Consider the following 18,157-nt stretch of genomic DNA (forward strand, 5'->3'; position numbering starts at 1 on the left):
GTTCGGGCGCGACGCGCCGGGCGGGCGCGCCGAGCCGTCAGGGGGACACGACATGGCATCACCGCACGACGACCTCGAGCCGGCGGGGTACGCCGAGCTGCTGACCGACCTCAAGGCGCGCGTGCGCGCGACGCAGTTCCGCGCCGCACGTGCCGCGAACACCGAGGTGCTACGGCTGTACTGGTCGATCGGCCACGACATCCTCGAACGCCAGCGCACCGCGGGCTGGGGGTCGAAGGTCGTCGACCGACTTGCTTCAGACCTGCAGCGCGAGTTCCCTGACCAGCGCGGCTGGTCGCGTCGCAACCTGCTCTACATGCGTACTTTCGCGCTCACGTGGCCGGACGCGGGATTTGTGCAACAGCCTGTTGCACAACTTCCGTGGGGCCACGTCACGGTGCTCCTGAGTCGTCTGAAGACCACCGACGACCGCGACTGGTACGCCGAGCGCTCCGCGGTCGAGGGCTGGTCGCGCGGGATGCTCGAGTACCACATCAAGCTGGACCTGCGCCGTGCTCTCGGCGCCGCGCCGACGAACTTCGCGGGTGCGCTCGACGCGGCGGACTCGGAGCGCTCGTGAACGGGACCCGCGCGGGCGTGCGCGGACCAGGGCGTGTCGTCAGGCGCGACCCGTGCGCTCGAGGACGCCGCGCACATACGCGGCCTGGCCCGCGTGCTGGAGGCTGTCCACGGCGATGCTCACGAGCCGGACGCCGAGCGTGACGGGCGGGTCCCACGCCTCGTCGACGACGCGGTCGAGGTCGTCGTCGGTCAGCGCGGCGAGCACGTCGTGGGACTCGACCTGGACGGCGTGCACGTAGCCGAGCAGGAGGTCGTCGCTCGCCCGCACATGGCCGACGTCGGCGGCGGACTGCCCGTACCCCGTCGCGCGGTCGTCGAACGGCAGGTCGAACCGGAGTGCCCAGCCGTCGCGCGTCCACACCTGCTCCCGCCCGACGGCGGCGGCGACCTGCGCGTCCTGGCCGCGGGCGAGGTGCCACGCCAGCCAGGCGACCGTGTTCGCGCCGGGGTCGACGCGCGCGGTCAGCGCGTCCTCCCCGAGCCCGTCGACGGCGCGGGTCGTCGTCGGTCCGATCCGGCCGAACAGGTCCTCCAGCACCGTGCGCGCGTCCACGTCTCTCCCTCTCCTCGCCGGGCACCGTCCCCAGCAGCCTCCGACGACCCGCGTCCGGTCGCGACCCGAACGGCACCTCGATCGAGGTGCCGACGACCGTCCCCGCCGTACGCCCTGCTCGACGTGCCGGCGCGCGTCCGTGATCCGGTCGGGCGGGGCCCGCGGTGCTCCGGCGTGCCGCTCAGGGAGGGGTCAGGGCCACGACCAGGGCGTTCCCGGATCCGCCGGGGCGGGCCGACGTGGTTCGGTGCCGTCATGACCGCCACCCGGCTCGTCCGCCCCGCGACCGTCGCCCCCCGCGCCCGGGGCGCGCGCACCGCCGTCGCGACGCTGACGCTCACGTCGCTCGCGATCGCCGCCTTCGCCGTCCTGCCGTACCTCACGGCCTCCCTCCCCGCGCTGGCCCGCGACGACGTCGGGCTCGCCGCCGCGTACGCCGGGGCACCCGGGTTCGTGCTCGGCGCGTTCTACGCCCACGTCGTCGCGGGCGGGGTCGCGCTCGTGTGCGCCCCGTTCCAGCTCTGGGCCGGGCTGCGTCGCCGGCACCCGGGCGCGCACCGCTGGACGGGTCGGGTCTACGTCGCGGCCGTCGCGGTCGGCGGTGTGGCCGGGCTCGTCCTCGTGCCCGTCAACCAGGCCGGGGTCGTCGGGACGCTCGGCTTCGGGGCGCTCGCCGTCCTGTGGCTGTGGACGACGTGGCGCGGCCTCCGCGCCGTCCGCAGCGGCGACGTCGCCGCGCACCAGGACTGGATGACGCGCAGCTTCGCGCTCACCTACGCCGGCGTGACGCTGCGGCTGTGGACGACGGCGCTCGTCGTCGTCCAGACGCTCGCCCTCGGCGACGCGGTCGACCCCGACGTCGCGTTCGATCGCGCGTACGCGCTCGCACCGTTCCTCTCCTGGGTGCCCAACCTCGTCGTCGCCGAGCTGCTCGTCCGACGGCGACGCGCCCGCCGGGGCCCGACGGCGGTCAGGTCGGCGGTCCGGGCCGCTCAGCGCACGAGCCCCGACTCGTAGGCCGCGACGACGAGCTGGACGCGGTCCCGGCAGCCGGTCTTGCGCAGCGACTCCGAGACGTGGGACTTCACCGTCGTCTCGGAGATGAACAGCTCCGCCCCGATCTCGGCGTTGGACAGCCCCCGCGCCACGGCGAGCACGACCTCCCGCTCGCGCGCCGTGAGGTCGTCCACGCCGGGGAACGGGCGGGTCGCGGCGCGTGCCGCGAAGTCACCGACGAGGCGGCGCGTGACGTTCGGTCCGAGCAGCATCGAGCCGTCGGCGACGAGCCGCACCCCCTCCACGAGGCGCGGCGCCGGCACGTCCTTGAGCAGGAACCCGCTCGCCCCGGCGCGCAACGCGTCGTAGACGTACTCGTCGAGGTCGAACGTCGTGAGCACGAGGACGCGCGTGCCCGGGTGCCGCGCCACGAGCTCCCGCGTCGCGCCGAGACCGTCGAGCCGGGGCATGCGCACGTCCACGACGGCGACGTGGGGCTCGACCCGCGCGACGACCTCGAGGAGCTCGTACCCGTCGCCCGCGGACCCGACGACCTCCAGCCCGTCCGCCGCGTCGAGGATCGCGGCGAACCCGTGCCGGACGACGGGCTGGTCGTCCGCGACGACGACGCGCACCGGGGCGTGGAGCGGTCGGGACGCAGGGGCCGCGGCGTCTGCGGCGTCTGCGGACCCTGCGCCGGCCGCCCGGCCCGCATGCGGGCTCACGCGCTCGCCACCGGCGCGGACGCCGCGGGGCTCGCGACCCCGACGAGCAGGATGCGGGCCTCGACCACGAACGTCGCACCGTCGTCGCCCACGCCGGTCGAGAGCGTCCCGCCCAGGGCCTCGACCCGCTCGCGCATCCCGGCGAGGCCGCGCCCCGTGCCGCCCACCCCGCCCGGCGCCGCGCCCTCGACCGGGTTGCTCACCCGCAGCACCGCCGTCCGGTGCCCGTCCCGGCCGACGACGCGCGCGTCGACCACGACCGGCTTCCCCGGCGCGTGGCGTCGCGCGTTGGTCAGCGCCTCCTGCGCCGCGCGGTAGAGCGCGTAGCCCGGGGCGGCGGGCACGGCCTCGAACCCGCCCGTGAGCGTCACGTCCTGGCCTGCCGCCCGCGCCGCCTCGACCAGCCCGACGACGTCCCCCGCCCCCGGCTGGGGCGCCAGGTCGGGCGCGGCGTCCTCGCTGCGCTGGAGCACCGCGAGCACCTGGCGCAGCTCGCCGAGCGCCTCGCGCGCGTCCGTCGCGATGTCGGCGAGCACGGCGCGCGCGGTGTCGTCGAGGTCCGGGTGCACGTACGGCGCCGACTCCGCGCGCACGGCGACGAGCGAGACGTGGTGCGCGACGACGTCGTGCAGGTCGTGCGCCACGCGCGCCCGCTCCGCGGTGACCGCCTGCGCCTCGGCGGCGCGCCGCGTCGCCGCAGCGGCCGCGCGTGCGGCCGACCGGGAGCGCGCGACCGCGCCGAGCGACGCGGCGACGGCGATCACGGCGACGACCCAGAAGCAGTACAGCGCCCAGATGACCAGGTGCTCGCCGGGCGCGGAGGAGATCTCGCTCGTCGTGCCGGACTCTGTGATCTCGGTCCATCGTGGGTCATTGCTCGACACCGCCCACACCGGCCCGATCGGCAGCAGGGCGACGATCGGCAGCCACGCGTACAGCCCCGCGAGCACGATCGCGACGAGGCCGGGGACGACGGCCCGGTGCCACCCGTCGACAGCGGCCACGACCGCGACGGCCAGGAGCCCGAGCCACCAGCCCCACACGAACGCGCCCGTGACCACGACGGTGACGAACGGGAGCGCCGTGAGGGCGGTGCCGAGGACGGGGGAGCGGCGAGCGACGAGCACCCCGGCGACGACGCACAGGTCGAGCAGCGGCAGCACGAGGCCGGCGCCGAGCAGGAGGTCCTCCGTGAGGACCGGGGACTCCCACAGCCCGGCAGCCCCGGACCGGCCCCACGTGGGCGTCGCGAGGAGGAACAGCCCCACGACGAGCGCGAGGAACCCCGGCAGCGCCCAGGGCTGGAGCCGGACCCACCGGTCCGACGGGGCGGGCGTGGCGGCCGTGGCGGGAGCGTCCTGCGGCCGAGCGGCGACGACGTTCATGCCGCCGATCCTCGCGCGCCCGACCCGGCGGCGGCCACCGTCCTGAGAAGGACCCGCCGTCGACCATACGCAGGGTGCCGAACCCTGGATCCCTCCCCACGATCGGCCCGCCGTGAGGAGCGACCCCGGGTTCGACGGAGTGGGGTGACGTCGGGCGCACGGCCCGACGGCGGTCCGGCGGTTAGCGTTGTCCCGTCCCCCGCGCGCGCCGACCCGGGCGTGGCGCCGTGGTAGCCGGAGGTGCCGATGGAGTTCCCGTTCAGCCTCACCGAGGAGCAGATCCTCTCGCTCATCGTCGTGGGCACGCTCGCGGTCGTCGCGATCGTCGGCGTGAACATCCTCGCGCCCAAGGCGGGGGTGGCGGCGCCGCTGGTGCTCGTCGCGGTGGGCGTCGCGGTGAGCTTCGTCCCCGCGGTGCCGGAGATCGAGTTCGAGCCCGAGTGGATCCTCGCGGGCATCCTGCCGCCGCTCCTGTACTCCGCGGCGGTCGGGCTGCCGACGATGGACTTCCGGCGGGACTTCACGGCGATCAGCGGGCTCTCCGTGGTCCTCGTCCTGCTCAGCACGGTGCTGCTCGGGTACCTCTTCACCTGGCTGATCCCCGGCATCCCGCTCGCCGCCGGGTTCGCGCTCGGCGCGATCGTGAGCCCGACGGACGCCGTCGCGACGTCGATCGTCAAACGGCTCGGGGCGTCGCCACGCGTCGTCACGCTGCTCGAGGGCGAGAGCCTGCTCAACGACGCCTCCGCGCTCGTGCTCCTGCGGTCGGCGATCGCCGCCATCGCGCTCACGGTGGCCAGCGACGGGGTCGCCCCCGCGTTCTCGCTGTGGGCGGTCGCGGGCGACTTCGTGTTCGCCGTCGTCGTCGCCGTGATCGTGGGGTTCCTCGTCGGCTTCCTCGGCCTCACCGTCCGGCGCCGGCTCGCCAACCCGGCGCTGAGCACGGCCGTCTCGTTCGTCGTGCCGTTCATCGCCTACCTGCCCACCGAGGAGCTCGGCGCGTCGGGCCTCGTCGCGGTCGTGACGGCCGGGCTCGTCACGGGCAACGGCGCCGCCAAGTACCTGCGGCCGCAGCACCGCCTCGCCGAGGAGTCGAACTGGCGCACCGTCGAGCTGCTCCTCGAGGGCACGGTCTTCCTCCTCATGGGCCTGGAGCTGTTCGCCCTCGTCACCGACGTGCAGGAGGCGCACGGGAGCCTGTGGCGGGCCGTCGGCATCGCGGCGCTCGCGGCGGTCGTCATCCTCGTCGTGCGGTCGGCGTACGTCGCGACGCTCCTGCGGTCCCTCGCGCGCAGGGCACGCCGAGGAGAGTCGCTGCGCGGCGTGATCCAGGGCATGCAGGAGAAGATCGACGCACGGTTCGGTCCGGCCGAGTCGCCCGTCGAGACGTACGAGCCCTCGGGGCGCCACCGCGGCGGCGCCCCCCGGACGGGTGGACCGAAGGAGGTCCCGCAGGCGCGCGTCGGGCGCATCCGCACGTCGTTGCGCCGCCGCGCGGCCGACATCGACTACCTCACGGCCGAGCCGCTCGGGTGGCGCGAGGGCACGCTCCTCGTCTGGGCCGGCATGCGCGGCGTGGTGACGCTGGCCGCGGCACAGACCCTGCCCACCGACACGCCGCAGCGCTCGTTCCTCGTGCTCGTCGCGTTCGGCGTCGCCGCGGGCACGCTCGTCGTCCAGGGCGGGACGCTGCCGTGGGTCGTGCGCCGCTTGGGGCTGGCGGGCGGGTCGACCCGCGCCGACGAGGACCGCGGCGCCGTCCGCGCCGAGCTCGACGCCGCCGCCGTGGCCGTCATCGACGCGCCCGACCTGCGCCGCGACGACGGCACCACGTACGACGGCGACGTCGTCGCCCGCGTGCGGCGCGACGTCGTGCGGGAGCTGGAGAACCGCGACACCGACGCCGCGACGTCGGCCGACCTCTTCGCCCAGTACAAGGAGCTGCGCCTGCGCGCCATCGCCGCGCAGCGGGTGGCGCTGCTCGACGCACGGACCTCCGGCGCGTACAGCTCGCAGGCCCTGCGGCACGCGCTCGACCTGCTGGACGCCGAGCAGATCGACCTCGAGCTGCGCCGCGGACCCTACGTCCCGGGCGACGACGACTGACCGGCCGGGCCGCGGCCGCCCGGTGCTTGCGCCTTCCCCAGGGGAAGGACCTAGCGTCGCGGGCATGGACGAGCACACGACGGGGCAGGTGGCCCGGGCGACGGGGCTGAGCGAGAAGGCGGTCCGCCTGTACGCGGACCGGGGGCTGCTCGCCGCCCGGCGGGCCACCGACGACGGGCCGCGCCTGTTCGACGACGGCCAGGTGGCGCGGGCGCGGCTGGTGCGGCTCCTGCGGGGCGTCGAGCTGTCGCTCGCCGACGTCGGGGAGGTGCTCGGCGCACCGGACGCCGTCGCGGCCTTCGACACGGTGTGGGGCGCGCGGCGGTCCTCGCTCCCGGGGTCGCTCGCGGCCGGGGAGTACGTCCGGTCCGTGCTCGCCGGGGCGCCACGCCTCGACGTGGAGGTGCGCCGGCGCGCGGTGGCGGAACGGCTCGTGCTCGGGACCGTGCGCCGCGCGACCCTTGAGGAGCTCCCGCGCGTGCTCCCGGAGGCGACCGCGGCCGTGTTCGACGTCCTGCGCACGGCCGGCGTGCCGCTCGCCGGGCACCCGTACGTCGAGTACCACGAGCGCGCGACCGAGGGGTTCGCCGCGCGCGTCACCGTGCAGGTCCCCGTGGCCGAGGCCGTGCGGCCACCGCAGGGGTTCGTCCTCACCACGGACGGCCCCCACGACGAGGCGTACGTCGCGCTGACCGCCGCGGAGGTGGAAGACCAGGCCGGGCTCGTCCTGGTCCACGACCACCTGTCGTCGGGGCGCGCCCTCGCCGACGGCGCACCCGCGGGCGACAACCGCGAGATCTACCTGCCCACGTGGGCGACGCGCGGTCCCGGCCCTGTCGTCGAGGTTGCGGTGCCCGTGGCCTGACCCGGTCTCGGGTTCAGACGTCGGCGGCGGCCAGCGCGCCGTCGACCCCCACGACGCCGAGCTCGAGGCGCGCGATCCCGTCGACCGGGACGGCGGACGACGCCCCGAGCCCGTCGGAGCTCCCCGCCTCCGTGGACGACCACGTGGCGACGACCTCCCGGGTGCCGGCGTCGTCCACGAGGACGAGCTGGTACGTCGCGCCGTCCTCCCACTCCCCGACGGGGTACGAGCACGACCAGTCGAGGCGGGTCCCCCACGCGGCCGGGGTGAGCGTGAGGTCGGCGTGCACGTCCGCCGCGCCGACCGGCTCCAGCGCGACCTCCGTCGTCCCGGCCGCGACCGGCGGCGGTGCGTCGTCCGGGCGGGTGACGGCCACGCCGCCCGCGACGCCCGCCACGACCAGCCCGACGGCGGCCGCCCCGAGCAGCGCCCGGCGTCGGACCTGACGACGCCGCGCACCGGCCGCGACGACGGCGAGCGGGACGACGACGCCGTCGTCGGACCCGTTCCCCGTGCCGCTCCGGACGCCCGCGTCGCCCGTGCCGTCCACGAGCGCGTCGGCGTGCTCCGCGGTGAGCATGCCGAGGATCCCGGGCATGCCGGCGAGCTCGCCGACGGCCTCGCGGCACGCGGCGCACGTGGACAGGTGCTGCTCGAACGCGCGGCGGTCGTGCGGGCTCAGCGCGCCCAGCACGTAGGCCGCGTCCCACTCGCGGTACGGGTCCGGGGGAGGGGTGGCGGTCATGACGAGACTCCCTTCTCCTGCAGCGCGAGCCTCAGCGCGCGGAGCGCGTAGTGCATGCGGGACTTGACGGTCCCGGGCGGGACGCCGTGCGCCGACGCCATCTCGGCCACGGAACGCCCGTGGTAGTACGCGTCGACGACGACGGCCCGGTGCTCGGGGGAGAGCGACACGAGCGCGTCCGCGACGAGCCACGCGTCGAGGACGGCCTGCGTCGCGTCCGCCTCGCCGCGGTCGGGCACGTCGGCGCTCGCGAGCTCGCGGCGGTGGTGCGCGCTGCGCAGCTCGTCCACGACGAGGTTGCGTGCGACCGTGAAGAGCCACGCGCGCACCGATCCCTCCGGCCGTTCGAGCACCTCGGGGTGGCGCCACGCGCGCAGCAGCGTCTCCTGGACCACGTCCTGCGCCTGCGCCGGGTCGTCGGTGAGGCGCGCGACGTAGCGCTCCAGCGCGGGACCGTGCGCGGCGTGGACCGCCCGCAGCAGGTCGTCGGCGTCGGCGCGCACGCGCGGCACCTCCCCGTCCGTCACGACCCGGCCGACCGCACGAGGTCGAGGCCGAACTCGACGCTGCCCGCGTCGTCGACCGTGACGAACCCGAGGCTCGGTGCCTGGACGTCGAAGTCGGAGAACGTGATCGGCACGCTCCCGACCACCTGGACGCCGTCGGCGGTGGTGCCGACCTGGGCCTCGACCGTGACGGGCCGCGTCACGCCGTGGATCGTCAGGTCGCCCGTGAGCTCGACGTCGGCGGTGCCCGTGGGGAGGTCGGCGGGCTCGGTCAGGGCGAACGTCGCGGTGGGGAACGTCCCGACGTCGAGCGCGGAGCCGCGGAAGTAGGCGTCCCGCGGCGGCTCGTCCGTCGCGACGCTCGCCATGTCGACCTCGACCGTCGCCGCGGTGAGCGCGCCGTCGGCGACGGTGAACGACCCCGTGACCTCGTCGGTCCTGCCGGTGACCGTGACGTCCTCGCCCTGGAGCACCTCGTGGACGCGGTACCCGGCGTAGGAGCCGTCGGCCACGGTCCAGTCGCCCGCGAGGCTCGCCGGGTCGAGCGCGCCCGCGTCGCCCGACGGCGCGTCGAGCGTCGGCTCCTCGGCCGCGGCCCGGTTGGACCAGTCCGCGTACAGGCCGGGGCCGACCACGACCGCGGCACCGCCCAGCACCACGACACCGACCCCGACCCCCACGAGCACCTTCGTCCTCCTGCGCACGTCCGCTCCTCCCGATCATCCTCCGTCGACCCCGTCACCCAGGGAGACGAGGCAGCCGCCCGATCGGTTCAGTCGAGTCTCGCCGTGCGATCGGATGAACCGCACGGCGAGCCGCGTCGTCGTGACAGTAGGGGCCGTGCTCGCGACCCCGACCGTCCTCTCGAGGAGTCGACATGCGACGCACCCTGACCATCACCGCCCCGGCCCGGACCGCCCGCGCCGCCCCCGCCGTCGTGCTCGTCGCCGCGCTGGTCGGCGTGCTCGGTGGGTGCTCCGGCGGGGGAGGCGGCCTCTACGGCGGAGGCGGGAGCAGCCCGTCCACGGACTCCGGCACGACGAGCGACGGCGCGACCGGCGACGGCACGGGGTCCGGGCCGGCCCTCGGGACGGCAGACTCCTCGCTCGGCACCATCGTGGTCGACGGACAGGGGATGACCGTCTACTACTACGACAAGGACACGAAGGGCTCCGGGACGAGCGCGTGCGAGGGCGAGTGCGCCGCCGCGTGGCCCGCGGTCCACGCGGCGAGCGCGGAGCCCGAGGTCGAGGGCGTCACGGCGGAGGTCGGCACGATCACCGGCGTCGACGGCGAGCTCCAGGTCACGGTCGACGGCCGCCCCGTCTACACGTACGCGGCCGACCACGCCGCGGGAGACGTGTCGGGTCAGGGGGTCAACGGCGTCTGGCACGTCGTCGCGCCGGACGGCACCGAGATCATGGACGCGGCCCCCGCAGCGGGGTCGGGCTACTGACCGACGCCCGGTCCCGGCCCGGACGGGCCCCGCGCCGGCCCGGTCACGCGTGGTCGAGCGGCGGCGAGCTCAGGCAGAACGGGTGGCCGTCCGGGTCCGCCGTGGTCAGCCGACCTGCTCGCGCAGCCACGCGACGTCGGTCGGGACGTCGGCGTGCGTCTCGCAGACGACCGACGTCCCGGCCGCCCGGACGACGCCGAGCAGGAGCTCCGGGTCGATCGTGCCCGCCGTGAGGCCGGCGTGGCGGTCGGCGCCCGACCCGGCGGTGTCGCGGCTGTTGTTGAGGTGCACGAGGTCGACGCGGCCGGTGATCGCGCGCACGTCGGCGACCGCCGTCGTGAGGTCGATGCCGCCTGCCCACGCGTGGCACGTGTCGAGGCAGAACCCGACGTTCTCGGCGCCGTCGGCCTGCTGCACGGCCGCCCACAGGCCCTCGATCCGGTCGAGGCGGCGGGCCATCGAGAAGTCGCCCCCGGCGGTGTTCTCGATGTACACGGTGACGTCCGTCTGGAGCGCGTCGATCGCCTTGCGCCAGTTGTCGAACCCCTTCTCCGGGTCCTCCTTCGCGGTGACGTGCCCGCCGTGGACCACGACGCCCGTCGCGCCGACCGCCGCGGCGCCGTCGACGATCTGCTGGAGCAGCTTGCGGCTCGGGATGCGGATGCGGTTGTTGGGGCTCGCGACGTTGATGACGTACGGCGCGTGCACGACGAGCTCGAGGTCCGCCGCCGCGGCCGTGGCCTTCAGCGCCTCCGCGCCGCCGGGAAAGGTGAACTCCGGTCCCTTCCAAGACTGGGGGTCGCCGAGGAAGATCTGGGCGACGTCCGCGCCGATGCTCGCTGCCTGCGCGATGACGTCCGACTGGTCGAGGTGGGCTCCGATCCGCATGGGGACCAACCTACGCGTCGCCGCCCACGACGGGGGCTCGCGCGCGGATCAGCGGTCCTTCGCGAGGTCCGTCGGGCGCCGGACCGCGAGGTCCGCCGTCGCGGCCAGCGCGACGACGGCCCAGGTCCCGGCGAGGACCAGTCCCCACAGGACGGGCGTCGTCGGATCGAGGTACCGGGCGTGGAGCGCGACGACGGCGAGCGTCGTCGCCGTCGCGGCGACCCCCGCGACGAGGAGCGTCTCGAGCGCGACGAGGACGAGCAACGAGCGTGCCGAGGTGCCCGAGAGGCGGTACACCGCGAGCTCGCTCGCCCGCAGCCGGTACGTGACGGCGGTCGTGACGGCGCCCAGCAGCCCCAGGAGCACGGGCAGGAAGCGGCTCGGCCGGTCGAGGAACGCCTGGACCGGGTCGCTCGTCGCGCGCAGCGCCTCGGTGCCGACCACGGCGTTGCCGCTCACGTGCAGCGAGGCGATCTGGGTCGCGGCGACGTCGTCGACGGCCACCAGGGGATCGAGCACGACGACGCAGCGCTCGACCAGGGCGTCGTCGGGCCGGAGCGGCACCGTCAGAGAACGCCCCGCCCCGACACCCTCGCGCAGGCCCGGGGTCCGCGCCGAGCCGAGCGCCTCGGCGCCGACGAGCACGCGCTGGTCCGAGGGTCCGGCGCGGTCGAGCAGGCCGGCGTCGACGAGCGCGTCGACGTCGGCGAGCCCGGGGACGAGGGTGGTCGACGCACGCTGCACGGGGACGTCCGGGCCGACCGGTACGACCTCCGTGCTGCCGCCCGGCACGACGGCGCCTGCGGCCTCGACCCCCGGCGCTCCGGCGAGCGCCTCGCACGACGCACGTGAGATGAGGGCGGGCTGGTCGGGGTTCGCCTGCATGTAGCTGACGACGCCGCGCCCGCGCTCGGCGAGGTCGTCCAGCTCGTCCTGGAGCGACGCGGTCTCGAGCGCGACGAAGGCGGCGGTGCCCGACCCGAGCACGACGGCGAGCGCAACCGCGGGAAGCAGCCGTGCGGAGCGGCCGACGGTGTTGCGCAGGGCTTCGCGCGCGAGGTCGGCGACGCGCCAACCGTCACGCACGGACGACCGCCTCCCGCCGGAGCGGGACGGTCGCGTCGGCTGCGGCGACGAGCACCGGGTCGTGGGTCGCGACGACGATCGTCGCGTGCGACACGAGCCCGGCGAGGATCCGGGCGACGAGCTCGGTGTTGGCGGCGTCGAGGTTCGCCGACGGCTCGTCGGCGAGGATGAGCTCCTTGCCCGACGCGAGGGCGCGCGCGAGCGCGACCCGTTGGAGCTCGCCGCCGGACAGGCGCCGGGCCTGCTCGTCGGCCCGGTCCGCGAGCCCGACCTGGTCGAGCGCGGCGCGCGCGGTGTCCCGGGCCTCTCGTCCGGGGCGGCCCGCCGCGAGCGGCGCGACGAGGACGTTGTCGAGGACGGAGCGGCGCCCCAGCGCGTTGGACCCCTGGGGGACCCAGGCGACGACGCCGGGCGAGGGCGGTCGGGGCGCTCCGTCGATCCCGAGGAGCTCGATCCGTCCGGTCGCGAGCGGCTGGTACCCCGCGACGGCGGCGAGGAGCGACGACTTGCCGCTCCCCGACGGTCCGACGAGCGCGGTGACGCGCGCGGGCTCGAACGTCGCGGTCAGCCCGGCGAACACCGGGACGGGCCCGAACGCGATGGCGGCGTCGATCACGTCCACGCGCACGCCGCTACCCGCACCCTGACGTACCGGTGGCCTGCGTCGCGTCGCGCAGCACGCGGGAGCCGACGAGGTCGGCGTCGACGAGCACCGTCGCGAGCTCGTTCCCGGGTTCCGCGACCTCGAGCCGGCGGGGCTGCGCCGCGGTCGTGGAGCCGTCGCTCAGCAGGACGCACGTCGTGCCGTCGTGATCCACGCGCACGGCCGTCGAGGGGACGGCACCGCGCTCCGCCGGGTCCTGGAGCGCGAGGATCGCGCCCCGGTAGCGCACCGTCGACGTCGACTCGTCCGCGATCCGCTCGAGCGTGCCCGCGGCCGCGGCCTCCTCGAGCGCCGCCACGACGCCGTCCAGCTCGGCGCCCTGGGGCGCCGCGCTCGACATCGGTACCTCGACCTCGCCCAGGCGCAGCACGACCGGCTCTCGGGCGAGCCGGCCGAGACCGCCGCCCTCGGCGATCGGGGCCACGGTCAGCGCCTCCACGGGCTGCGAGCCCTCCAGCACCGCGTCGCCCGCCTCGACCCGGTCCCCCAGGCCGACGAGGGGACCGGTGACCGCCGGCACGGCGTCGTCGACCCGCACGACGTACGAGAGGCGGAACTCCCCGTCCCGGGGAACCCCGAGGCGCTCCTGGAGCGCCCGGACCGCCTCGCGCGTCGCCGGGCCGAACCGGTCGTCGACGCCGACCGCGTCCAGGTACCCGAGCGACACGAGGTAGTCCCCGAGCGCGCGCACGTCCGCACCACGGTCACCCGGGCGCAGGTCGCGCCACAGCGGGTCGCCGCGGTACGCGAGCACGTCGACGCCGTCGACGGCGAACAGCGCCTGCCCGGCCACGACGGGACCCGCCTCGGTGAGCGCGGTGACGACTCCCCCCGCGGGAGCACGGACCTCGGGAGCCACGGCGCGCACCGTCGCGACCTCGACCGCGGTCCGTCCGTCGTCGGAACGGGCGCCGACCTCGACGACCGTCGGCGCCGGCACCGCGACGCTCCGCTCCTCCGCCGCGTCGACGAGCGGGAACGCCACGACGACCGCGACCACGGGCACGGCCCACAGCGCCACCAACGGCACCAGGCGCACCCAGCCACGGGACCGGTCGCTCCTCACAGGGCGTCGTACTCCGCGACGCACGACGCCTCGTCCAGCCCGGCGCCGGCCACGGCGCGCTGCGCCTCCGCGAGCGTCGACGGGACGCCTAGCCCGCGCTCCTGCAGGCAGTACCTCAGCGCGTCCAGCAACGACGACTCGTCCTGGTTCGAGGTCTGCCAGACGACGTCGACGAACTTGAAGTCGCGGTCGTAGCAGGTCTTCTCGACGCCGGAGTCGACAGCCTCCGCGGGGATGCCCCCCTGCCACACCACCCCGACGAGCTCGACGTCCCGCAGCTCGTAGCCCTCAGCGCGCAGACACGCTCGAAACCGCTCGAACCCTGCCATGTACTCGTCCTGGGTCACCTCACCGTCCGACAGCGCCTCGCGCTGCTCCGGACCAGCAAGAGAGAGGTCCTCGTCGTCGTTGATCGCGTCGAAGTGCGGAAGCCCGTCCGCACTCGAGCCTGCACCCCCGCCCGAGCACCCTGCCACGAGCAGCGCCGCCAGCGAGACCCCGAGGAGTACCCCGCGGCGGCGTGACAGACGTTTCATCACACGTTCGTCGTGAAAGTGCCGGTGCCCTGCCCGTAATGCTGTGCCTGCGTAAAGTTGGTGCCGGTGCGTCGGGCGGTGACGTCGGATCCGGTCTTCGTGGTCCACATGGTCCAAGAGGCCCCACCGACGTGCGTGTAGTAGCCCCGCACGCCCACAGTGCCGCAGTTTCCGGCTGCGACAGACTGCACTGCGGTGGAGTTCGACGCCCCGTAGACCATGGCGCCCGTGCTGCATGTCCGTGACGCGGTCCCCGCTGAAGCGGGCGCCGCCGTCGACACCATCAGCCCCACCGAGACCATCACCGCAAGGAGCGCAGAGGCCCCCTTCGTTCCCTTGCGCATCACTGTTTCCCCTCAATCTTCGTCATCGAACATCGAACGGTGGTGCTTAACGTAGGGGTCGGCAGGCTATTGCGCAACCCCGCGAAACAAACTATCAGGATCGACGTCCCTGGGCGCGAATCTGCAGGCCAGGGCTCGTGCGGCTGCGGCCTTTGCTGTGCCGTCAGGCGCGGTGGGCGCTGCCGTCGGTGGCGCGCAGGAGCGCCCAGCGGTCGTGCTCGAGCGGGGCGCCGACGGGGTACTTCCGGGCCGCGGCCTCGTCGAAGTCGACGCCGGGCCGGGGCATCGGGGGCGAGCAGGTGGCCGTCGGTCGGCACGGGGGCGCCGGGGAAGACCTCGAGCGTCGCGTCGCGAAAGGTCGCGGCCTTTCGCGACGCCGAACGCGGGGGAGGAGATGGTGAGCGCCATGTTGGCCGCCATCCCGACGGGCGTGACGTCGCCCGGCCCGTGCGGCGCGGAGCGCACCCCGAACAACTCGCACACGGCGACGAGCGTGCGCGTGGGCGTTCCGGCTGGAGGACCTCGGCGGCGGGGCGGTCGGGCTGCGCGCCGAGGTCAACGGCCGCTACGTGTGCGCCGAGGGCGGGGGTGCGCAGCCGCTCGTGGCGGACCGGACCGCCGTCGGGCCGTGGGAGACGTTCGACCTCGTCCGGCTCTGACGCGCCTCACCAGCCGGTGGCGCTGCGGCGGATGACGTCGCGCCGCAGGTCCAGCAGCGCCGCGCGGGCACGGCGGCGGCGGTCGGCCGGGTCCACGGTGAGCTCGTCGCCCGGGTTGGCGCGACGCTGCGGCTCCTCGCGGGGGCGCAGGTCCAGCGACATCCCGAGGTCGGTGGTCCGGCGTGCGGCGGTCCGGTGGTCCGTCGCACGATCGCCGGCGGACGCTCGCGTCGACGGAGCGTCGGCGCGGCCGGGGATCGACGGGGCGGAGAAGAGCGGGCGGTTGTCCGGCACGGGAGCCTCCTCGGGGACGGCCGCGAGGGCGGCCGCGGGTCGGGACGGATGCTGGTGCGCCGGGCTCGTGGCCCGGCGCACCTCCATCGTGCGACCGCGACGTTTCACCCGGTCGTCCGAGGCGTTTCGGCAGTGTTGCAGCAAGTCCGCCGCTCCCTGAGACGGCCCGCCCCCGGCGTCGAGCACGACATGGGGGTCGTTATCCGGCGGATAGCGACCCCCATGTCGTGCTCGACAGCGGGTGAGGTCGTGCTCGGGGGCGCTCAGGACGGGCCGCGGCCTCCGCACGAGGCGACCGTCTCGTCCTCGACGACGACGGAGGCCTCCCAGTTCCACGCCGTCGGGAGCGCTGCGACCGTCGCCGCCGGGACGTGGACCGTGTACAGCCCTGCGCCGGCGGCCGTGGGCGGGACGACGTCCCACTCGCCGCTTCCGTCGGCGCGCTGCTCGACCCGGAACGGCGACCGGAACTCGCCCAGAGGGTCGCCCTGCCACGTCTCGAGGCGCAGGACGAGGGCGGCGTCCAACGGTCCGTCGGGCGTGGCGTCCGGGTCGAGGTCGACCGCGAACGACGCGTCGAGGCCCGTCTCGTCGCCGGCCTCGTCGGGGAGCGGGCTCGTCCGGGTCACGCCCCACCGGCTCTCGGTGCCCGGGGTCGACCAGCTGACGACCTGCACGTCGCCGACGGTCAGCGGGGACTCGTCCGACACCTCCGGGGTGCACCTCGCCGTCCACACGTCGCCGCCGGTGTACGACGCCGGACCGAGGACGAAGACGGCGCTCCCCACCGAGAGGACGGTCGCCGCCGCGGTGACGGCGCGCGACGGCGCCGGGCCGCCCAGCCCGGTCCCCGGACCGAGGAACGGCACGGGCGGGCGGACCCGCCGCAGCACGACCGTGCTGCACAGCGAGTCGGCGAACGTCCGGCGCTGCGCGTGCCACAGCGGTCGCAGGAAGCCGATGTACAGGATCGCGTCGAGGAGGTGGGCCAGGTGGCGCAGGGCAGTGCGGATCAGCCCGGCGGGCCGGCCGGTCGTGTCGTGCACGACGACGATCCCCACCGTCCGCTTGCCGGGCGTCGCTCCGGTCCACCCCTGGAGGGCGAAGAGCGCGGCCGAGGTGCCGAGAGCCCACCAGGTCCCGCCGGGGACGACGGTGCTCGTCGTCACGCCGACGCTGAACCCCGGGAGCCAGGCCACCTCGTAGGCGGGCCCGACCGCGAGGAACAGCACCGTCGCGACGATCGCCGTGTCGAGCAGCGACGCGACGACGCGGCGGGACCAGCTCGCGTACTCTTCGCGCGTCGGCTCCGGGCCGAGTCCCGGAAGGGCGGGCTCGAGGTCTCCGGCTCCGACGTCGTGCGTCGGCCCCCTGCCGGTCGGGGCGTCGATGGCCACGCGCCGATCCTGGCAGAGCCCCCGCCGGGCGGGAAGCCCGAGCCTCCCGCCGAGCAGCGGTTGCGGGTCAGCGGAAGGAGTGGCGCCGGCCTGCGACGACGGTCGCCAGGACCGGGACCATGAGGGCGAGCGAGACCCAGGGCAGCCCGGCCGGGCCGGTGACGGCGAGCGCCGCGCCGCCGACCGCGCCGCCGAGCGCGACGGACGTGTTCCACACGGTGACGAGCGCGGACTGCGCGACGTCGGCCCCGTCGCCCGCGGCTCGTGCGGCGGCGGTCGTGTAGAGGGTGCCGGCCCCGCCGAACGCGGCGCCCCACGCGGCGACGGCGAGCACCACGACGACCGTCGACGTCGGCGCGAGGCCGAGCACGAGCATGGCGAGTGCGAAGACCACGACCGACCCCAGGGTGAGGGCGCGCAGCCGCCGGTCGATGAGCGCCCCGACGAGGACGAGGGCGCCGGCGGACGCGGCGCCGAGCACGAGCAGCAGCGCGCTGGTCCGAGGGCCCTGGCCGAGGTGCGCGAGGTGGACCGCGACGTACGTGTACAGCGACGTGTTGGCGAGCACGTTGAGCCCGGTGACCAGCAGCACCGGCCGCAGGCCGGGGCGGGGGAGCACCGCGCGGATCGCGAGCTGCGCGCCGCGCGGGGTGCCCGCGGCGTCGGGCACGCCGAGCCGGACCCAGGCGAGCAGGCCGAGGCCGAGGACCGACAGCACGCCGAAGGTCCACCGCCATCCGACGGCGGCGCCCAGCACCGCGCCCGCGGGCACGCCGAGCGTGAGGGCGAGCGGGCCGCCGGCCATGGCGATCGTCATGGCGCGTCCGACGCGGTCGGCGGGCACGATCCGCCGCACGTACCCGGGCAGGAGCGCCCAGGTGAGCCCCGCGACGAGCCCGGCGGCGAAGCGCGCGACGAGCGTCAGCGCGAACGACGACGACACGGCCGTGACGGTGTTCGCGACGACGAACCCGGCGACGGTCACGAGCAGCAGCGTCCGCCGGTCCCACCGCGCCGTGGCACGCGTGAGCGGGATCGCGGCGACGATCGCCCCGACGGCGAACGCCGTGACGGTCTGCCCGGCGGCCCCCGCCCCGACGCCGAGGTCGGCGGCCATGGCCGGCAGCACGCCCGCGGGGAGGATCTCGGTGAGGAGCGTGAGGAAGCCCGACGCCGCGAGCGCGAGGAGCGCGGCGACGGGCAGGACCCCGGGGCTGCGCTGGTCCCCGGGGCGAGGGGCGCCGGACGGGGCGGCGTCGGGATCCGGGACGGTGGCGGTGGTGGGTGTGCTCGTCGTGGACATG

20 protein-coding genes are annotated in these 18,157 nt (G+C 75.6%); 5 read left to right on the plus strand and 15 right to left on the minus strand.

Translation table 11 applies throughout. The features are described 5' to 3' along the window. The first annotated feature begins 52 nt into the window (after nucleotides 1–52). On the plus strand, nucleotides 53–580 hold the full coding sequence (locus NHH00_RS10175; RefSeq protein ID WP_253051732.1) for a DUF1016 N-terminal domain-containing protein: 528 nt from the start codon (nucleotides 53–55) through the stop codon (nucleotides 578–580). Between the two features lie 39 nt (nucleotides 581–619). Here the strand turns inward: NHH00_RS10175 and NHH00_RS10180 are convergent, their stop codons facing one another. Next, nucleotides 620–1,135 carry a mycothiol transferase gene (locus NHH00_RS10180; protein ID WP_253051734.1) on the minus strand — a complete coding sequence of 172 codons (516 nt, stop codon included), beginning with the start codon at nucleotides 1,133–1,135 and terminating at the stop codon, nucleotides 620–622. A 255-nt stretch (nucleotides 1,136–1,390) separates the two neighbouring features. Here NHH00_RS10180 and NHH00_RS10185 point away from each other — a divergent pair, with 255 nt between their 5' ends. Then, nucleotides 1,391–2,152, plus strand: coding sequence for a DUF2306 domain-containing protein (locus tag NHH00_RS10185; RefSeq protein WP_253051736.1), 762 nt, complete (start codon nucleotides 1,391–1,393; stop codon nucleotides 2,150–2,152). Here the strand turns inward: NHH00_RS10185 and NHH00_RS10190 are convergent. Next, nucleotides 2,128–2,766 (minus strand): response regulator, encoded by a 639-nt coding sequence (locus tag NHH00_RS10190; RefSeq protein WP_253051738.1) that lies wholly within the window; start codon nucleotides 2,764–2,766, stop codon nucleotides 2,128–2,130. The two genes, NHH00_RS10185 and NHH00_RS10190, sit on opposite strands and share 25 nt — an antisense overlap. Before the next feature lie 86 nt (nucleotides 2,767–2,852). After that, complete coding sequence (locus NHH00_RS10195) at nucleotides 2,853–4,241, minus strand: sensor histidine kinase (protein ID WP_253051740.1); 1,389 nt, start codon at nucleotides 4,239–4,241, stop codon at nucleotides 2,853–2,855. Between the two features lie 246 nt (nucleotides 4,242–4,487). On the opposite strand from NHH00_RS10195, the gene NHH00_RS10200 reads away from it, so the two are divergent. Next, complete coding sequence (locus NHH00_RS10200) at nucleotides 4,488–6,347, plus strand: cation:proton antiporter (protein WP_253051741.1); 1,860 nt, start codon at nucleotides 4,488–4,490, stop codon at nucleotides 6,345–6,347. A gap of 64 nt (nucleotides 6,348–6,411) precedes the next feature. Beyond that, on the plus strand, nucleotides 6,412–7,212 hold the full coding sequence (locus NHH00_RS10205) for a MerR family transcriptional regulator (protein ID WP_253051742.1): 801 nt from the start codon (nucleotides 6,412–6,414) through the stop codon (nucleotides 7,210–7,212). Between the two features lie 13 nt (nucleotides 7,213–7,225). Here the strand turns inward: NHH00_RS10205 and NHH00_RS10210 are convergent, their stop codons facing one another. The 3 genes from NHH00_RS10210 to NHH00_RS10220 are packed head-to-tail and all read right to left on the minus strand — an operon-like array spanning nucleotide 7,226 to nucleotide 9,167. Further along, the gene (locus NHH00_RS10210) at nucleotides 7,226–7,957 is read right to left on the minus strand and encodes an anti-sigma factor family protein (protein ID WP_253051744.1); all 732 of its coding nucleotides are present in this window, start codon (nucleotides 7,955–7,957) and stop codon (nucleotides 7,226–7,228) included. Continuing rightward, nucleotides 7,954–8,460 (minus strand): sigma-70 family RNA polymerase sigma factor, encoded by a 507-nt coding sequence (locus NHH00_RS10215; protein ID WP_269467723.1) that lies wholly within the window; start codon nucleotides 8,458–8,460, stop codon nucleotides 7,954–7,956. Before NHH00_RS10215 ends, NHH00_RS10210 begins: the two co-directional genes overlap by 4 nt. Before the next feature lie 20 nt (nucleotides 8,461–8,480). After that, nucleotides 8,481–9,167, minus strand: a complete 687-nt coding sequence (locus tag NHH00_RS10220; protein ID WP_253051746.1) for a YceI family protein — start codon at nucleotides 9,165–9,167, stop codon at nucleotides 8,481–8,483. Nucleotides 9,168–9,340: 173 nt separating this feature from the next. Between NHH00_RS10220 and NHH00_RS10225 the strand changes: the two genes are divergently transcribed. Then, on the plus strand, nucleotides 9,341–9,919 hold the full coding sequence (locus tag NHH00_RS10225; RefSeq protein ID WP_253051748.1) for a COG4315 family predicted lipoprotein: 579 nt from the start codon (nucleotides 9,341–9,343) through the stop codon (nucleotides 9,917–9,919). A gap of 105 nt (nucleotides 9,920–10,024) precedes the next feature. On the opposite strand, the gene NHH00_RS10230 is transcribed toward NHH00_RS10225, so the two are convergent. The 9 genes from NHH00_RS10230 to NHH00_RS10265 all read right to left on the minus strand — a co-directional run bounded on the left by NHH00_RS10230 (nucleotide 10,025) and on the right by NHH00_RS10265 (nucleotide 18,156). Then, nucleotides 10,025–10,807, minus strand: coding sequence for a deoxyribonuclease IV (locus tag NHH00_RS10230; protein WP_253051750.1), 783 nt, complete (start codon nucleotides 10,805–10,807; stop codon nucleotides 10,025–10,027). 48 nt (nucleotides 10,808–10,855) lie between these two features. Next, complete coding sequence (locus tag NHH00_RS10235) at nucleotides 10,856–11,893, minus strand: hypothetical protein (RefSeq protein ID WP_253051752.1); 1,038 nt, start codon at nucleotides 11,891–11,893, stop codon at nucleotides 10,856–10,858. After that, nucleotides 11,886–12,521: an ATP-binding cassette domain-containing protein gene (locus NHH00_RS10240; RefSeq protein ID WP_253051754.1), complete on the minus strand. Its 636-nt coding sequence runs from the start codon at nucleotides 12,519–12,521 to the stop codon at nucleotides 11,886–11,888. Before NHH00_RS10240 ends, NHH00_RS10235 begins: the two co-directional genes overlap by 8 nt. A 4-nt stretch (nucleotides 12,522–12,525) precedes the next feature. Continuing rightward, nucleotides 12,526–13,623, minus strand: coding sequence for a peptidoglycan-binding domain-containing protein (locus NHH00_RS10245; RefSeq protein ID WP_253051756.1), 1,098 nt, complete (start codon nucleotides 13,621–13,623; stop codon nucleotides 12,526–12,528). Beyond that, nucleotides 13,620–14,159 carry a hypothetical protein gene (locus tag NHH00_RS10250; protein WP_253051757.1) on the minus strand — a complete coding sequence of 180 codons (540 nt, stop codon included), beginning with the start codon at nucleotides 14,157–14,159 and terminating at the stop codon, nucleotides 13,620–13,622. The genes NHH00_RS10245 and NHH00_RS10250 overlap by 4 nt, the downstream gene beginning before the upstream one ends. Nucleotides 14,160–14,666: 507 nt before the next feature. Further along, nucleotides 14,667–14,789 carry a hypothetical protein gene (locus tag NHH00_RS20635; RefSeq protein WP_290445145.1) on the minus strand — a complete coding sequence of 41 codons (123 nt, stop codon included), beginning with the start codon at nucleotides 14,787–14,789 and terminating at the stop codon, nucleotides 14,667–14,669. A 379-nt stretch (nucleotides 14,790–15,168) separates the two neighbouring features. Beyond that, nucleotides 15,169–15,456, minus strand: a complete 288-nt coding sequence (locus NHH00_RS10255; RefSeq protein WP_253051759.1) for a hypothetical protein — start codon at nucleotides 15,454–15,456, stop codon at nucleotides 15,169–15,171. 263 nt (nucleotides 15,457–15,719) lie between these two features. Next, on the minus strand, nucleotides 15,720–16,853 hold the full coding sequence (locus NHH00_RS10260) for an RDD family protein (protein WP_253051760.1): 1,134 nt from the start codon (nucleotides 16,851–16,853) through the stop codon (nucleotides 15,720–15,722). A 67-nt stretch (nucleotides 16,854–16,920) separates the two neighbouring features. Further along, nucleotides 16,921–18,156, minus strand: coding sequence for an MFS transporter (locus NHH00_RS10265; RefSeq protein ID WP_253051762.1), 1,236 nt, complete (start codon nucleotides 18,154–18,156; stop codon nucleotides 16,921–16,923). Between the last annotated feature and the right edge of the window lies 1 nt (nucleotide 18,157).

Source organism: Cellulosimicrobium cellulans (assembly GCF_024124905.1).
GTDB classification, from domain to species: Bacteria; Actinomycetota; Actinomycetes; order Actinomycetales; family Cellulomonadaceae; genus Cellulosimicrobium; species Cellulosimicrobium cellulans_G.

What these genes read in the sequence shown, in the direction of transcription:
- NHH00_RS10200 (WP_253051741.1), top strand. Translation starts at nt 4,488, where the DNA reads ATGGAGTTCCCGTTCAGCCTCACCGAGGAGCAGATCCTCTCGCTCATC.
- NHH00_RS10175 (WP_253051732.1), top strand. Translation starts at nt 53, where the DNA reads ATGGCATCACCGCACGACGACCTCGAGCCGGCGGGGTACGCCGAGCTG.
- NHH00_RS10210 (WP_253051744.1), bottom strand. Translation starts at nt 7,957, where the DNA reads ATGACCGCCACCCCTCCCCCGGACCCGTACCGCGAGTGGGACGCGGCC.
- NHH00_RS10250 (WP_253051757.1), bottom strand. Translation starts at nt 14,159, where the DNA reads ATGAAACGTCTGTCACGCCGCCGCGGGGTACTCCTCGGGGTCTCGCTG.
- NHH00_RS10265 (WP_253051762.1), bottom strand. Translation starts at nt 18,156, where the DNA reads ATGTCCACGACGAGCACACCCACCACCGCCACCGTCCCGGATCCCGAC.
- NHH00_RS10195 (WP_253051740.1), bottom strand. Translation starts at nt 4,241, where the DNA reads ATGAACGTCGTCGCCGCTCGGCCGCAGGACGCTCCCGCCACGGCCGCC.
- NHH00_RS10205 (WP_253051742.1), top strand. Translation starts at nt 6,412, where the DNA reads ATGGACGAGCACACGACGGGGCAGGTGGCCCGGGCGACGGGGCTGAGC.
- NHH00_RS10230 (WP_253051750.1), bottom strand. Translation starts at nt 10,807, where the DNA reads ATGCGGATCGGAGCCCACCTCGACCAGTCGGACGTCATCGCGCAGGCA.
- NHH00_RS10225 (WP_253051748.1), top strand. Translation starts at nt 9,341, where the DNA reads ATGCGACGCACCCTGACCATCACCGCCCCGGCCCGGACCGCCCGCGCC.
- NHH00_RS10185 (WP_253051736.1), top strand. Translation starts at nt 1,391, where the DNA reads ATGACCGCCACCCGGCTCGTCCGCCCCGCGACCGTCGCCCCCCGCGCC.
- NHH00_RS20635 (WP_290445145.1), bottom strand. Translation starts at nt 14,789, where the DNA reads ATGCCCCGGCCCGGCGTCGACTTCGACGAGGCCGCGGCCCGGAAGTAC.